Here is a 14,233-nt window from a genome sequence, read left to right on the forward strand (position 1 = left end):
CCGAGAACCACATCATCATCTCGTGGGTCAGGAGCTGGCTGCCGCGGGTGAAATTACCGGCATTGCGCTGGACGCGGCCGCGCGCGGAATGATGGGTGAGCGGGACGGGACGCCCGTCCGTGCGGATGTCCTCACGCGCCATGATATTGCTCCAGGCGCTTGTCGGTTTCGGCGATGATGCGATCGCGATATTCGGGGAATTGCTCGCGGATGATGATGTCGAGCGCGAGTTGCTGGAACTCGCTGATGCGGGCGATCCGGCGATGGCTGGAGCTCAGCAACTGGCCCGATCCCAGGAAGGCATCGACGGCCGCGCGCAGCAGGTCCGATGGCGTGCATCCGCGTTCCGCCGCGAGCGCGACGAGGCGATCATATTTGCCGCGGTCGAGCCGGACCGAGCAGTGCTTGTAGGGGATGGTCAAACCGAGCCTCCTAGCAGGGAGGCTGGTGGGGTCTCAGAAACCGGTCCGGGTTATAGCGCAATCGCTGTGGTGGAGCAAGGAAATCGGCTTCCCCGCAGCAAGCGTGTGCGCCTGTAACACGCGAAAATGGCGGATTTCCGTGGGTTTCGGGAACGGCGAAACCATGTCCCACAGTGTCCCACCGAGCGGAAACGCCATAACCGGTTGGAATTGTTCCAGAACCTATGCACCGAAGGTGCGTTCGGTGTGCTTCTCTGCACCAGGGCTGAGTCCAGACCCTCGGAGCGTCCAGGACGCGTTCGGAATGGTTGGGATAGCGCCTCCGGCGGGGCTCCGTGCCGGCCTGCGGTCGGAAGGAAATGCCGGCTGGCGATTGACGGACCACGCGATCGCGGGTGCGTTTCAGCGCTTTCGGCAGGCTCGATGAGCGCCTATAGTCGGACCGTTCATAGCCCGATCAGCGTGAACCAAGAGGCCCATCATGGCACGCACATTGGAACAGGAAAGAGCCGCGCTTGAAGAAGAAGGCCGCAAGCTGGAAGAGCGGCGGCAACGACTGGAAGAGAAGGAACGCGAGGCCGCGATACAGGCGATCGAGAAGACCGGTCTTCTCAAGCTCGACGGCAAGCGATTGAGTGGGCTGGTCGCCCGCATAAAGTCGCTGGGAATCGAGGAAGTGGAAAAGCGCCTGACGGCCTGAACAGCCCCCGCCGCGACCCTTGTCGCGGCACGGGCATGGGGGGCTCGATGCCCCTCATGCCCGTAACATCGCCACACAAAAAAAGGGGAGAGGCGCCCGCGCCCCTCCCCGTCTGTCTCAGAATTCGTCAAGCCGCCCGCCCGGCACGCTATGGACGATCCGGTCGATGATCGTCATCGGCAGCGCGCCGTAATCCCCCTCGTCGATGGTGATGTAGCCGGCCTCCTCGTCCGCCACGACATGCTGGTCGAAGTAGCTGTGAAGCGCGCGACGTTCGGCATTCGTGATGGCTGCGAAGAAGGCGGCATTTTCGGCGGCGGCGCTGGTCGAGATCATCTGCATGATAGGCTCCTGTCTGTCTTGAATGACAGGAGCTGCGCGTCGGGCGGCCGAGGCCGGGTCAAGGATCGCGAAGCGACCGCGAAGCGGCGGTGGGGGTCACGATTTTCTTCGGCGGCGACTGACGCCGAAGGAGAAGCGCCATGGTCGATCCGCCGAAGAAAATGGTGGGGCCCCGCCGTCCTTGAGGCGGTCTCGGGCGTCCGACACAATGGGAAGACTGTGAGAGATGTTTCCTCTCGTCGGGAGACCACGGCAAGGCGTAGCGGCGTGCGGACCGACGGGTCCGCGCGGCACGCGAGCGAGCCGGGACTTGATGCCAGCGGTAAAAGAAATGGGACCGAGCGCGAGGCCCGGTCCCGGATGGCGTCAGGGATGACGACCGCAGTGGCAGTAGTTCTCGTCGATGCCGCTGATCGAGCAGAGGCCTGGTCCGAAACCGGCGGCCATGATCTCGGGATCGTCGATATAGCCAAGCTCGGTGGCGATCGCGATTGCCTGTGACCGGAGCGCCGGATCGAGCTTGTCGATGGTCGGCTCCAGCGCCTCCGTGAACCAGCGCTCATACATCTCGTAGCTGCCGCCGGTGGTCTGGCGCATCATGTCTTTCGAGATGCGATCCACCTCCTCGCGAAACTGCGCCAGAGCATCCGTTTGTGCGGGTTCTGACAGCGGCGCTTCCTGTGGAGAGTCCGGCTGTGATGGACGCTGTTCGGCTGCGACCTGGTATGTCCTGCCGCAGTTCGAACAGCGGGCGCATTCATCGACCTCGTCATATTGCTCGGGATCGTAGAGCGTCGCGCAGTACGGGCACATCGGAGCGTTGAACAGCGCCCGGAGATCGTCGGAAAGTTTGTCCATAAGAGCCTCCATCAGGATGATGCCGTGCTCCCCATCTCTCATCGATGAGGATGGGCTCATCGGGACGCGGTGTTGAGGCGGTCAGGGACGGCATGGCCGCCGCGAAGCGGGCAGCGGGGGAGCCGATTTTGTTGCCGGGTAGCGGAGCGGATCGGCGGCAAAATTGGGGGGACCGCTGATCCTTGACGGCCGAGAGACACCCAGCGTCAAACTGTGGCGATGAAGCTCCGTCTGATGCCGAGATGTGAGAGTGGTTTGGCTTTGCCCCCGAGCGTCGTGCGGGCGTCCGGATGGACCGCATCGCACGTCTAGGAGCGGCTCGCACAGAGGCAACTTGGTGTCGTTCCATCTCTGTGATAGGCGAGCGCTTGCGCCACCAAGGCCGTGGCGCCGGGACTGGTAATCCCGTCGAGAAAGGCAGCTCGGTGTGGTTTCACGCCGGGGTGCCTGCGCATATGTCCAGGTGCCTCGGTGCTAAAAGCGTAGGCGCATGTCTCGACGTGTTACCAGCCCCGGCTCCCGCGCCCAGAGCGCGGGAGTTTCGGCAAGGGTTTGGCCCTTGCGCATCCGGGGAGCGTGGGATGAGCAAGTCAGGGCAGAAGGTGGAGTCTCGTCCGCCGGAGATGGCATCGCGAGCGGCTGAAGCGTCGGACGCGATCGACCATCTGAGAAACGATCCGGAGATCCGGCGCGCGCTGGCTCTGGTCCTGATGCGGCAGGCGATGAAGGCGCTCGAAGAGGCCGAAGAAGACAGGGCCTGTTGTCATCTGCAGGCCGCGATCGACAGCCTTCTCGAGCGTTATGTCGATGGCGTTCCGTCGGCGACGAACTGACCGTTCAGGCCCACGCAAACCGAGCGTCATCATGCGCCGGCGCGCTCGCGACGAGACGCTCGAGCCGGGGCAGATAATGATCGACGCCGCGCAGTGCCGCCCGGCTCGGCGTGGCCGGATCGGACAGCCGGGCGCGGAGGAGCTCGACGGGAATGTCGCCGACGCTTTCCGCCTCGATTGCGAGGGCTTCGAGCAGCGCATAGGCATTGCCATAGGCGAGATCGAGTTCGAGGCCCTGATCCGATGTGAGGGCGACGCACAGCGTGATCTCGGCGCTGGCGGGGCAGTGATGGATGGCGATGCGCCGTCCTCTGAACTGGGCTTCCTCGATGACCGCGATCACGGCGGCGTCATGGTCGAAGATGCTGGTGATGGCGGCGAGCGCGAGCGGACAGACGCGCGCCTCGAAGCTGTCGCCGAGATACTCGTCGGGTTCAAGCAGCGCGACGCCGATGCGGTCTCCCTCGGAGCGGAGGAACCGCCGGAGCGCCGCGAGTTTCCGCGCCGTGATGATAGCGCTGGGCGAGAGAGCATCGTCGGCCGGTTCGGTGATGCGAAACAGGATGGACACGGGCTTGGTCTCCTCGACTGAAGGCGCTTTGCCCCTCCCCTCTCCTCTTTCTGGCGGCCGCCCACGGTCAGCTTGTCGGGCCCGTCTTGGCGGGACGCTGCAGTCGCGGCGCACGGGGGTTCGATGCCCGCGTGCGCCGCTTCCTCGCAGCAAGAAAGAAGAGAGGCTCCGGCGGATGCCGGAGCCTCTCGAGGGTGCGTCAGCGACGACGCTGGCGACCGCCGTTCACCATGTCGCGGTAGTAGTCATCCTGCGTCCAGGGATCGAACTCGTCGCGGGACTTCGGGAGATCGGTCTTGGGCTGGGCGAGCCGCGCCTTCACGGTCTCATCGAGCTTCACGACATGGAGAGGCACGCCTGCCTGCCGCAGCTTCTGGGCGAGGTTCATCTGGATGCCCGAGCCTTCGCAGACGACGGCTTCCACCGGCCTCAGGGCCAGCAGCCGGTCGTTGCGGACGAAGGCGGCCTTGGCGCCCAACCGGCGGTCGAGCTTGAACAGAATGACCTTCACGCCGCGCGCTGCCGCCCATGCCTGCGCAATCGCATCGCAGCCCTTGGTCTGGGCGGTCGTTGCGAGGATCATTTCCGGGATGCGCGCCTTGATCGAGTCGAGCCCGCGCCAGAGACCCTCATGGTCTTCCCAGACCTGCCCGCCGGAGAATGCGACAACCGGACCTTCGGGCGCGAACTGCTCGCGGCGCTCTCGAATTCGGGAAGCGAGATAGTCGCGGGCATCGATCATCGACGCGGTGACGCCTCGGGACACCCGGCTGCCGCGGGTCGGCGAATAGGGCCGTCCGGTCTCGACGCGATAGACTTCGGAGGCGTGGTCGCGCATGCACTCCATCGCATCGCGGCACCCTTGCAGCGTCTGGCAGAGAAGCTGGGCGTCTTCGAGCTGCGCGGCGTAGATCTCGCTCGGGTCAAAGTTGCGGGCGAGTTCGCCAAGCTCCTTCGCGGCATCGTCTTCTCGGTCGTTGATGCGCTTCGCGACGACGTGGAAGCTGTTCACGAAGCCCCAGGCGAGATCGGCTGCATAGGGTTCGAGGCGCGTGTCGCGGAACACATCGAACAGCGTCGCCATCACCATCTCAACGGCCACACGGGCCTGCTCCGGGTCGGGCATGTCGAGCTGCTCGGCCTCGTCGACCGGCGAGAGCTTCGCGCGTTCGTCATGCTCGATGAAAGCGTGTTCGTAAGTGGCGGCGCGGTCGTGGCTGTCCGTCTCGCTGGCGATGAAGCTGGCGAGATCTGCGAAGTTCGAGAAAGACTTGGTCATGTGAGCCTCCATGGGTTCTGGATGTCTCATCCTCGGGATGAGGCCTGGCTCAGGGCATGCGGTGGTCAGGGAGGTCGGGCACGTTAACCGGGAAGCCGGCCGCTCGCGGCCGGACCCGGGTTAACGCCGCCGCGCGGGGAGCGGGGGAGCCGATTTTTTCGGGGGGCCGCGCCAGCGGGCGCACGCAAAAATTGGGGGGACCGCTCATGCTCGACGGACCGCCAACCCCGCATGCCACACTAGGCAGACACAAGAGAGGAATAGGAATGAAAATCCTTCCCCGCTCGTCAACCGCAAGTGGGATCGTGACCCGGCAGGGCGGAGACGAAGCTCCGCTTCGGCTCCGTGAGCTTAGCCGGGGCTCGCGCGGCACGCGCGGGCGGCGGCTTAGCGAATAGAGCCCCGGTCCCGTCCTTCGGACGAGCGAAGGGCGGGATGCGCCAACCCTTCTTGGCCAGCCCTATCGCAGGACCGATGACCTGGACCTCGCCGGCCCCACACAGCCCGGTTTTCAGACGAAGTCTGATCGATCGGTGAGATCCCGCAGCACGAGCAACTTACGCCGCAGCCAGCACGCAGCACCGCGCGGCACGCAGACGTGACGCGAGGCGACATTCGCTTTGAACCCGGTCCGGTCAGAGGCGGGTGAGCACGGCAAATGCCCGCGCCGCCATCGAGGGCGCCGCGCCGCGAGTTTCAGGGGATGCTGGGCGGGTGGCAAGCTCGCCCTAGGCACGGGGCGAGGCCGGCGTGTGCCGACCTCGCCGCCGGCATCAGGTCGGCCTGATCCAGTCGGCGGCGAGCTGCCATCCAAGGATATCGCTGCCGCTGTCACCGACGGCATCGCCGGAGATGTCGCGCCAGGGCGAACGCGGCCGGTAGGTCGGCATATACCGTACCGTCATCAGCTCGAATGTGGAGCAGGTATAGCCGCTCAACCGGATCGCAAGCACCGGCTGGTTCTCGGGCGGCAAAGCACCGAAGATCGAGATGAAGCCCGAGGGGATCGGGTGCAGTGTCGCATCGATCATCGCGCGCGCGAGCCGGGTCTCCAGTTCGCTGGCCTCGCTGCCCCAGGGATGGGCATCGATGTCGAACAGATCGGCGGCGCCGGCCGCGGGCACATAGGAGAATTCGCCGGACCAGCAGCGGCTGTCCGGATTGAGCGCGGCGATATCGTCGCCGAGGCGCGGATCGCCGGTCTCGCAGCGTAGCCAGTCGGCAAGGGCCGGCGTGAGCCGGCCTGAAAGCTTGCGGGCGCGCAGCGGGGTCGCATCGAGATCGGGAAATTCGACCAGCCACCAGGCGAGGCGGTGGTGCATGATGATGCCGAAGCAATGGTCGGCGGACCGGGCGGGCGTGGATTGTGCGTGCATGAGCGTTGTCCTGTTGGAAGGCCGACGGGTCAATGGACCGACCCGTCGTGCGCGAAGATGGAATGGGGGACGATCAGTTGGTGCTCGCTGGCGACCAGCGACCAGGCCGCGGCAAGATCGTCATAATATTCGCAGTCGACGATCGCGTCGGCGCTGGCTTCGCCGAACTGCGCCTGCTCGAAGTCGCGGGCGTGGGCGGCGTCGGTCGCCTCGGTGATCGCCTGGCCAAGGCGGGCGGCGATCTCGTGGCGGCCCATGCTGTCGGCCGCGCGGCGGATGCGCTCGACCATGCAGGGGTTGGTGGTCTCGATGCCGTGGGCGATGCCGGCGATGTCGTCGAAGCTGGTGAGGGTGAACATTTGTGCTCTCCATCGAAAGGTGGAGGGCGGCCGCGCGCGACCGCCCGGAAGGACGGTCAGAGGAATTCGATTTCCTCGGCGACGATGTCGGTGTTGTAGTAGGTGCGACCGTCGCGCTCGTTGCGGCTGTAGCGGATCTCGCCGACCACCAGGAGCTTGTCGCCCTTCTTCTTGTGGTTGGCGACCGACTTGCCGAGGCCGTTGAAGGCCTTGACCGTGTGGAACTCGTCGTAGGTCTCGGTGTAGCCGTTGTCGTCCTTCTGGACCTGGCCGTCCTTGATGACCGGCTTGGAGGTGACGAGGCTGAAGCTGACGCCGCCCTTGCTGTCCGTGCCGAAGCGGCTGATGTCCGAGGTGATGCGGCCCGAGAGAAAAACCTTGTTCATGGCCTGATGCCTTTCGCGTCTCACGCCAGCGGGCCGATCCCGCTGGGATGAACTTGTCCGAAGGCCCGTGATCGAGGGGACACCGCACCCGAGCGCCAGCGAGGGGAAACCCCCATTTTTCGAGTGGTGCGGGCAGAGGCCGCCAGGCCTCAACACGGTCGGAAAATGGCGGGTTGCGGAGGCCCCGCACGGGCGTAGCGTTCATCCACTCAAGCGGATGGCCCACCGGCGATATCGCGAAGGCCCTCGCCATGGACGGTCTTCACTCGGGGTCAGCCAAAGCGAGACACCTGCCCTGCACGGCGGCGGCGCGTCGGATTGTCGGCCTCGCCCGAGCGGTCTGGGGACGGCCTCGTGTGCGGGATCGACAGGGCGCGGCGTCCGGGACGGCGAGATGCCATCAGGTCATGCCGGCCAGCGGTCGGCGAGTGCCATGCACGAGGAAGGGCATGGCGCTGGATCGTCCGGCAAGAGGACAGCGCACCGCGGCACGGCGACGGGTGCTCCGGCTCGAGCGATATCAGCGGTCGGCAGGCAGAGACCTCGGCGACGCTTCCTGCGGTCGGGCCGGCCCGCCTGTCGCCAAGATGGTGGCTCGATGCGGCCTATCGGCGAGGAAAGCCGGGAAGGACGGCGAGGCTATCTACCGCAGACGGGCGAGCCGGCCTGGCGGTATCCCGCGGAACAGGGAGAGGGAGCCCGCGCCGGTCGCGGCGATCAGGAAGAAGCCGCCCGCCATGGTCGCGTTCTTCAGGATTTCGGTGAGATTGCCCATGTGCGCCTGCTTGGCCGTGGCGAGACACCAGAGCCCGAGCAGGATGCCAACCGTGCGGACGGGATAACCCAGGACGATCGCGATCCCGCCGACAAGCTCGCAAAGGCCGATCAGATAGGCGAAGATCAGGGGGTCGGGCAGGCCGATGGCTGCAAGTCCGGGAACGAGGGCGGCCGCGCCGCCCATGAGCTTCATCGCACCCCATACGATGAAGGGGATGCCAAGGAACAATCGTGCGAGAAATAGCCCTCGGTCGTTCATGAGCATCCCCCTGTGATCGGCCTCGCCATGACAGGAGGACGCACGGAAAGGTCGTGCGTCTACCCGGGCGGGCTTCTTGAAGACTAGCGCCCGTGCGGGCGTGCAACAACGGGTCTAGTCCTGGACGGGCTTTCCGGACTTTTCTTCTTCGAAGGAGAGCGCGACGTCGGCGTTGGCGGAGAGGCGGACGCGGTCGCCTTCGACACCGGCGACCAGGCCGATGCTGATATAGTGGTGGTGGCCGCTGTGGGCGCCGTGGCTGTCATGTTTCCCGAGCTAGATCCGGTCGCCCTCGAGACGATCGACGGTGCCGACATGGACGCCATCGGCGCCGATGATTTCCATGCCTTCCTTGATGTCGTGAGCCATCGCTAGTTTCTCCTTGATTGGCGGAGGTCGCGAAGCAACTCTCATGCCACCGGCATGATCCAGCGATGCACGTGCATAGTCAGCGACATGCGGCGATGCTCAACGCAGGCGAACGACAGAATGTCCCGCATTGCGGGGCAAATTGTCCAAGGCAAACGGTACTCGTCCGTTCAATGCTTGCGGACGAATTCTGCGCGCAAGACCAGCCCCTTGATTCCATCGTATCGACAGTCGATCTCCTGGGCGTCGCCGGTGAGTCGGATCGATTTGATCACGGTGCCCTTGCGCAGGGTCTGGCCTGCGCCCTTCACTTTGAGATCCTTGATCGTGATGACGCTATCACCATCGGCGAGAAGGTTGCCGACGGAATCGCGCACTTCGATCGCCTCGGCGGCGTGGGCATTCGCGGCGGCCTCGGCCGGACTGATCCATTCGCCGGAGGCTTCGTCATAGACATAGTCGTCGCTGGTATCGGTCATGGTCGGTCGCGCCCTTCAGGCCAGACGCGCTTCGAGCGCGCCGAGTTCGGCGGTCAGCGCCGCGGGCAGGCGGTCGCCGAAGCGTGCATAGTCGCGGCGGATGCGCTCGGCCTCGGCGCGCCATTCGTCGTGATCGACGGCGAGGAGGGCTGCCACGGCTGCGTCGGAGAGATCGAGTCCCGCCAGATCGAGGTCGTCCATCCTGGGAAGGCGGCCGATGGCCTTGTCCTCGGCCTCGACGCGCCCGTCCAGGCGATCGGCGATCCATTTGAGGACGCGGGCATTGTCGCCGAAGCCGGGCCAGAGGAAACGGCCGTCGACATCCTTGCGGAACCAGTTGACGTAGAAGATGCGCGGCAGCTTGGCCGCGTCCGACGCCTCCGCGCCCAGCTTTAGCCAGTGGGCGAAATAGTCGCCCATATTATAGCCGCAGAAGGGCAGCATCGCGAAGGGATCGCGGCGCACGTCGCCGATCTTGGTCTCGGCCGCGGCCGTGCCCTCGGACGCGACGTTGGAGGCCAGGAACACGCCGTGCTGCCAGTCGAAGGCCTCGGTGACGAGCGGAGCGGTCGTCGCTCGGCGGCCGCCGAAGAGAATGGCCGAGATCGGAACGCCCCTGGGGTCCTCCCATTCGGGCGCGATTGCCGGGCATTGCCCCGCGGGGCAGGCGAAGCGCGCATTGGGATGGGCAGCCGGCGTGCCGAGATCGGGAGACCAGGCCTGGCCGCGCCAGTCGGTCAGCCCGGCGGGCGGCTCCTTGGTGAGGCCCTCCCACCAGACATCGCCATCGGCGGTGAGCGCTGTGTTGGTGAAGATGGTGTTCGCGTCGAGGCTGGCGAGCGCATTGGCGTTGGTGGTCGCGCTCGTGCCCGGCGCGACGCCGAAGAATCCGGCCTCGGGATTGATCGCGTAGAGCCGGCCGTCGTCACCGAAGCGCATCCAGGCGATGTCGTCGCCGATGGTCTCGGCCTTCCAGCCCGGAATGGTCGGCTGCAGCATGGCGAGGTTGGTCTTGCCGCAGGCCGAAGGGAAGGCGGCGGCGACATAATGCACGCGGCCCTCGGGTGAGGTCAGCTTGAGGATGAGCATATGCTCGGCAAGCCAGCCATCGTCGCGGGCCATGACCGAGGCGATGCGCAGGGCGTAGCATTTCTTGCCGAGCAGGGCGTTCCCGCCATAGCCCGATCCATAGGACCAGATTTCGCGCGTCTCGGGGAAGTGGACGATATATTTGGTCTCGTTGCAGGGCCAGGCGGCGTCGGCCTCGCCGGGCGCGAGCGGCGCGCCGACCGAATGGACCGCGGGCACGAATTCGCCGTCCTCGCCCAAGGCGTCGAGCGCGGGCGTGCCCATCCGCGTCATCACGCGCATGGAGAGGACGACATAGGGGCTGTCGGTGATCTCCACTCCGAGCGCGCTGATCGGCGAGCCGATCGGGCCCATGGAGAAGGGCACGACATACATGGTGCGCCCGCGCATGCAGCCGTCGAACAGGTCCTTGAGCGTGCCGCGCATCTCGTCCGGCGCGCGCCAGTTGTTGGTCGGTCCGGCGTCGGCCTCGTTTTCGGCGCAGATGAAGGTGCGGCTTTCGACGCGCGCGACATCGCGCGGGTCCGAGGCGGCCCAGAAGGAGTTGGGGCGCTTCGCGGGATCGAGGCGGCGCAGGGTTCCGGCCGCGACCAGCTGCTCGGTCAGGGCATGCCATTCGGCCTCGGAGCCATCGCACCAGTGGATATGGTCGGGTTTGGTGAGGGCGGCGATCTCGTCGACCCAGGCAGCGAGGCGGCGATGGCGAGTCGGAGCCGCCAGCGTTTCAGCGATAAGGGCGTCCGACATCGAAACTCTCCGAATAACTGGGGCGTCGCGGCAAGCGCGCGCGGTTTGCGAGGGGGTTGATGCCCGGTTCGTTAGCAGTTTGAGGACGCCAGATGCAAGTTTAGGATCGCTATTCAGATAGTCAGCCTCGCTTCTGAGCAATCCTTGACGTCATTCCTGATGTATTTTACATCATGGCGATGCTCACCCCAGCTCAGCTTCGCGCGGCGCGCGCGCTCCTCGGAATCGACCAGCGCACGCTCGCCGAGCGCGCCGGCGTCTCGCTGCCAACGATCCAGCGCATGGAAGCGACCAGCGATGGCTATGTCCGGGGCGTGGTGGATACGCTGACCAAGGTGGTCGATGCGCTTGAGCGCGAGGGGATCGAGCTGATCCGGGAGAATAGCATCAGCGCGAGCGGCGGGCGGGGTGTCCGGCTGCGCGATCCCACCAGCCCGACCTTGCGCGAGCCCGTGCGGCGCACGCAGGACAATGCATCGGCGGCGTAGGCATGCCTGACGGTACGGCGACAGCCCATCTCTTCCGGCCGAAGCTCGTCACGGCCCTGAGCGAAGGCTATTCCCTCTCGTCGTTGCGCAAGGACGTGCTCGCTGCGGTGACGGTGGCGATCGTGGCGCTGCCTCTGTCGATGGCGATCGCCGTAGCCTCCGGCGTGTCGCCCGAGCGAGGGCTATATACAGCGATCATCGGCGGGTTCCTCGTCTCGGCGCTGGGTGGGAGCCGCTACCAGATCGGGGGACCCGCGGGGGCCTTCATCGTTCTGGTGGCTGCCACGACGACGAAGTTCGGTCTGAACGGGCTGCTCGTGACCGTGATGCTGTCGGGCGCGATGCTGACGCTGATCGGGCTTTCGCGCCTCGGCTCGCTGATCCGCCACATTCCCCATCCCGTGACCGTGGGGTTCACCTGCGGCATTGCCGTGACGATCTTCTCAGGCGAAATCCGGGATCTGTTCGGTCTGCATCTCGCGGGCGCGGAACCCGGCCCGCTGATCCCCAAGCTGCTGGCGCTCGGCAAGGCGGCAGCGACGGCGACGCCTGCGGCGGCGGTGCTGGGCCTCGGCTCGGCGGCGCTGATCTTCGTGCTGCGCCGGTATCGGCCCAACTGGCCCGGCATGTTGATCGCGGTGGTGCTGGCGTCCATCGCCGCCGCATGGATGCAGCTTCCGGCCGAGACGATCGGCAGCCGCTTCGGCGATATCCCGCGCGGCTTGCCGACGCCGCAGGCACCGGAGATGTCATGGGCGCTGGTGCTGCAGCTCCTGCCGTCGGCGCTCTCGTTCACCCTGCTGGGCGGCGTCGAGAGCCTGTTGTCGGCCAAGGTCGCCGACAGCATGTCCGGACGCAAGCATCGCTCCAACATGGAGCTGGTCGCGCAGGGTCTCGCCAACATCGTCTCAGCCCTGTTCGGCGGGATCAGCGTCACCGGCACGATCGCGAGAACCGCGACGAACATCCGGGCTGGCGCGATCAGCCCGGTGTCGGGCATGCTGCATGCGCTGTTCGTCCTGCTCTTCATGCTCGTGGCTGCGCCGCTGGCGCGCTATGTACCGCTCTCGGCGCTCGCCGGCGTCCTGCTGGTGGTGTGCTGGAACATGGCCGAGAAGGCCGAATTCCTGCGCCTGATCCGTAGCTGGCCCACGGCCTCGGTGCTGCTCGCGACCTTCGGCCTGACCCTGGTGAAGGACCTGACATTCGGGATCGTCGCGGGGTGTGTCGTCGCCGCATTGCTGGCGATCGTCCGGCGAAGGGTCCCGCAGGAGGGCGATTGAAGGTGCGACGGTGCGGAGCAAGTGGCTTGCCCGCAGAACAAAAACAGGGCCTGCCTCGCGGGGAATGTGCGAGGCAGGCCCTCAAGGGTCGTGCGCGGCCGGGAGGCGCGGGACCGGGCACGTCGGGGAGCATGTTGGAGGGCGGAAGAAGCGGTGGGACCAGGTTCGGGCCGTGAGCGCCATTGAGCGACCGCGTCGCGGTCAAAGGGTTCAATCGGTCAATGCGGAGAGCATACGCGGTGCCGAGGCCGATCCGATCGCGCTTGTGAGACGCGTCGCATCGGCAATGGTGGACGCCGTTCCGAGCCATTCCAGGGAGCCATCATGGCGTTCAGCATAGATGGCGTAGGAGGCGGGGACTTCGTCAGCGTTCTGCACGAGGGCATGTTCGCCGGACGCATCACGCAGGCCCGCGATTGCGATCTGCCGGCTCCATGCGAGAGGAACGGGACGAAGCTCACCGCCAGAGGGCGACGTGGAAAAGTTCTCGGACCATCCTGGGCAGCGCTGGTCCACGAAGTCGATTGCGGCGGCGATCCGACCGTTGGTATCGCCATGGGCAAGGGCGAGACAGGCGGGCGCGGCTGCGATCATATCCGCCAGCTTCGCCGTAAAGGTCTCGAACATCGCATCGCTCTGGAAGTCGCCATCCTCCGGGGGCACGGGCCTTTCCTCCGTCAACACGATTTGCAGTTCGTGAAGCGCCGCGAAGGCCAGGCCGGACGCGTGTCCGGTGGTGAGGTCAGGCCTGTCGAAGATCAGGTCGTAGGGCCGGCCTTCCGGATCGGCGAAAGCCTGATCGAAGGTCAGGTGCGAGATCGATTCCCAGGTCTCTCGGGAAATCTCGCGCGCATCGACATAATATTCGGGTGCGGGAAGGCCGAGACCCGCATCGAGACCATCGAGGCGCAGACGGGAAAGCTGGGCCGTTTCGCTATTCGGATGCTCTTGGCGTTCCAGCAAGGTCGCGAGATCGGTCTGGTCGAGCGCGATCCAGTGCGGGGCCGACGCGCCGTCGCGCGGAAACAGGCCACGGAGCTGGATCAGTCGCTCGATCTGCGAGGCGTCCCGCAGGTCATAGGCGCCGCCGAGGATTTCGGCGGCGATGTGGTGCCAGACGTGCCAGGGATAGCTCGCGAAGGGCACAACATGGCGAGCAACCAGACAATCGTCATCCAGCATGCATTCCCGGCTGCCGTCACCGGCCCAGAATTTGCCCACGCTACCCTCGGCGGAAACGATCTCGGCGCTGGTGAGCGCGACGAAGTCGGCAGTGAGGCCGCACAAGTCGTGGGGCGATCGGGTCGGGAGACTGGATTGGGCAAGTGAAGGCATGGAGGGATCCTCGCTGTTGGTCGGCGTGCGGGTGCGCGCTGTCAAAAGAGACAGGGCCCGCTTCGCGACGTGCGAAACGGACCCTGCAAGGGGCCGCGCCCGGAGGCTGGGCGCGGCGGGGGAGATGGATCGCGTCAGGCGGTCGCGTCGGCGGTTTCGGCCGGTTCGGCGGCCTCGGAACCGTGCGGCTTGCGCTGGCGGCGACCGCCTTCCTGGGGCTCGCCACCGAAGGCATGTTCGGCGGAGGACTGGCCGAGGCCGGCCTCGGCGCCCTGGGTGGC

At 66.0% G+C, this 14,233-nt stretch carries 16 protein-coding genes and 1 pseudogene; 4 read left to right on the plus strand and 13 right to left on the minus strand.

The genetic code is table 11. The features are described from left to right. Window positions 1-131: 131 nt before the first annotated feature. A complete protein-coding gene (locus tag V2B31_RS13690; protein WP_019054536.1) occupies window positions 132-422 on the minus strand; it encodes a hypothetical protein in 291 nt (96 codons plus the stop codon). A gap of 481 nt (window positions 423-903) precedes the next feature. Between V2B31_RS13690 and V2B31_RS13695 the strand changes: the two genes are divergently transcribed. Beyond that, complete coding sequence (locus V2B31_RS13695; RefSeq protein WP_019054537.1) at window positions 904-1,122, plus strand: hypothetical protein; 219 nt, start codon at window positions 904-906, stop codon at window positions 1,120-1,122. Between the two features lie 117 nt (window positions 1,123-1,239). Here the strand turns inward: V2B31_RS13695 and V2B31_RS13700 are convergent, their stop codons facing one another. Continuing rightward, the gene (locus V2B31_RS13700) at window positions 1,240-1,464 is read right to left on the minus strand and encodes a hypothetical protein (protein WP_328279440.1); all 225 of its coding nucleotides are present in this window, start codon (window positions 1,462-1,464) and stop codon (window positions 1,240-1,242) included. 366 nt (window positions 1,465-1,830) lie between these two features. Beyond that, entirely contained in the window at window positions 1,831-2,322 is a 492-nt protein-coding gene (locus V2B31_RS13705; RefSeq protein ID WP_328279442.1) for a hypothetical protein, read from the minus strand. 581 nt (window positions 2,323-2,903) lie between these two features. On the opposite strand from V2B31_RS13705, the gene V2B31_RS13710 reads away from it, so the two are divergent. Then, window positions 2,904-3,155: a hypothetical protein gene (locus V2B31_RS13710; RefSeq protein ID WP_019054540.1), complete on the plus strand. Its 252-nt coding sequence runs from the start codon at window positions 2,904-2,906 to the stop codon at window positions 3,153-3,155. Window positions 3,156-3,159: 4 nt separating this feature from the next. Here V2B31_RS13710 and V2B31_RS13715 read toward each other — a convergent pair whose 3' ends face one another. From V2B31_RS13715 to V2B31_RS13755, 9 genes and pseudogenes are all read right to left on the minus strand, one after another. Continuing rightward, entirely contained in the window at window positions 3,160-3,726 is a 567-nt protein-coding gene (locus tag V2B31_RS13715) for a hypothetical protein (protein WP_019054541.1), read from the minus strand. A gap of 199 nt (window positions 3,727-3,925) precedes the next feature. Continuing rightward, entirely contained in the window at window positions 3,926-5,005 is a 1,080-nt protein-coding gene (locus V2B31_RS13720; protein WP_019054542.1) for a DUF2493 domain-containing protein, read from the minus strand. Between the two features lie 773 nt (window positions 5,006-5,778). Next, window positions 5,779-6,381 carry a hypothetical protein gene (locus V2B31_RS13725; protein WP_019054543.1) on the minus strand — a complete coding sequence of 201 codons (603 nt, stop codon included), beginning with the start codon at window positions 6,379-6,381 and terminating at the stop codon, window positions 5,779-5,781. A gap of 29 nt (window positions 6,382-6,410) precedes the next feature. Further along, window positions 6,411-6,740, minus strand: a complete 330-nt coding sequence (locus V2B31_RS13730; RefSeq protein WP_019054544.1) for a hypothetical protein — start codon at window positions 6,738-6,740, stop codon at window positions 6,411-6,413. A 56-nt stretch (window positions 6,741-6,796) separates the two neighbouring features. Further along, window positions 6,797-7,126: a single-stranded DNA-binding protein gene (locus V2B31_RS13735; protein WP_171132328.1), complete on the minus strand. Its 330-nt coding sequence runs from the start codon at window positions 7,124-7,126 to the stop codon at window positions 6,797-6,799. Window positions 7,127-7,769: 643 nt separating this feature from the next. Next, entirely contained in the window at window positions 7,770-8,162 is a 393-nt protein-coding gene (locus tag V2B31_RS13740) for a DoxX family protein (RefSeq protein WP_157410318.1), read from the minus strand. Window positions 8,163-8,276: 114 nt separating this feature from the next. After that, a pseudogene (locus V2B31_RS13745) lies at window positions 8,277-8,531 on the minus strand (DUF2171 domain-containing protein). Between the two features lie 170 nt (window positions 8,532-8,701). Continuing rightward, window positions 8,702-9,010, minus strand: a complete 309-nt coding sequence (locus V2B31_RS13750; protein WP_019054549.1) for an alkylphosphonate utilization protein — start codon at window positions 9,008-9,010, stop codon at window positions 8,702-8,704. Window positions 9,011-9,025: 15 nt separating this feature from the next. Next, complete coding sequence (locus V2B31_RS13755; protein WP_019054550.1) at window positions 9,026-10,846, minus strand: phosphoenolpyruvate carboxykinase (GTP); 1,821 nt, start codon at window positions 10,844-10,846, stop codon at window positions 9,026-9,028. 179 nt (window positions 10,847-11,025) lie between these two features. Between V2B31_RS13755 and V2B31_RS13760 the strand changes: the two genes are divergently transcribed. After that, a complete protein-coding gene (locus tag V2B31_RS13760) occupies window positions 11,026-11,334 on the plus strand; it encodes a helix-turn-helix domain-containing protein (RefSeq protein WP_043146178.1) in 309 nt (102 codons plus the stop codon). Between the two features lie 2 nt (window positions 11,335-11,336). After that, entirely contained in the window at window positions 11,337-12,617 is a 1,281-nt protein-coding gene (locus V2B31_RS13765; protein ID WP_019054552.1) for a SulP family inorganic anion transporter, read from the plus strand. Between the two features lie 210 nt (window positions 12,618-12,827). Here the strand turns inward: V2B31_RS13765 and V2B31_RS13770 are convergent, their stop codons facing one another. Continuing rightward, a complete protein-coding gene (locus tag V2B31_RS13770; RefSeq protein WP_167539654.1) occupies window positions 12,828-13,952 on the minus strand; it encodes a hypothetical protein in 1,125 nt (374 codons plus the stop codon). Between the last annotated feature and the right edge of the window lie 281 nt (window positions 13,953-14,233).

The sequence above is a fragment of the Sphingobium sp. genome (assembly GCF_036170395.1).
In the GTDB taxonomy this organism is placed as follows: domain Bacteria; phylum Pseudomonadota; class Alphaproteobacteria; order Sphingomonadales; family Sphingomonadaceae; genus Sphingobium.

Bases quoted from the DNA above. Each gene is read 5' to 3' on its own strand.
- V2B31_RS13695 (WP_019054537.1), top strand. From the start codon at position 904: ATGGCACGCACATTGGAACAGGAAAGAGCCGCGCTTGAAGAAGAAGGC.
- V2B31_RS13700 (WP_328279440.1), bottom strand. From the start codon at position 1,464: ATGCAGATGATCTCGACCAGCGCCGCCGCCGAAAATGCCGCCTTCTTC.
- V2B31_RS13705 (WP_328279442.1), bottom strand. From the start codon at position 2,322: ATGGACAAACTTTCCGACGATCTCCGGGCGCTGTTCAACGCTCCGATG.
- V2B31_RS13710 (WP_019054540.1), top strand. From the start codon at position 2,904: ATGAGCAAGTCAGGGCAGAAGGTGGAGTCTCGTCCGCCGGAGATGGCA.
- V2B31_RS13720 (WP_019054542.1), bottom strand. From the start codon at position 5,005: ATGACCAAGTCTTTCTCGAACTTCGCAGATCTCGCCAGCTTCATCGCC.
- V2B31_RS13725 (WP_019054543.1), bottom strand. From the start codon at position 6,381: ATGCACGCACAATCCACGCCCGCCCGGTCCGCCGACCATTGCTTCGGC.
- V2B31_RS13730 (WP_019054544.1), bottom strand. From the start codon at position 6,740: ATGTTCACCCTCACCAGCTTCGACGACATCGCCGGCATCGCCCACGGC.
- V2B31_RS13735 (WP_171132328.1), bottom strand. From the start codon at position 7,126: ATGAACAAGGTTTTTCTCTCGGGCCGCATCACCTCGGACATCAGCCGC.
- V2B31_RS13740 (WP_157410318.1), bottom strand. From the start codon at position 8,162: ATGAACGACCGAGGGCTATTTCTCGCACGATTGTTCCTTGGCATCCCC.
- V2B31_RS13750 (WP_019054549.1), bottom strand. From the start codon at position 9,010: ATGACCGATACCAGCGACGACTATGTCTATGACGAAGCCTCCGGCGAA.
- V2B31_RS13755 (WP_019054550.1), bottom strand. From the start codon at position 10,846: ATGTCGGACGCCCTTATCGCTGAAACGCTGGCGGCTCCGACTCGCCAT.
- V2B31_RS13760 (WP_043146178.1), top strand. From the start codon at position 11,026: ATGCTCACCCCAGCTCAGCTTCGCGCGGCGCGCGCGCTCCTCGGAATC.
- V2B31_RS13765 (WP_019054552.1), top strand. From the start codon at position 11,337: ATGCCTGACGGTACGGCGACAGCCCATCTCTTCCGGCCGAAGCTCGTC.
- V2B31_RS13770 (WP_167539654.1), bottom strand. From the start codon at position 13,952: ATGCCTTCACTTGCCCAATCCAGTCTCCCGACCCGATCGCCCCACGAC.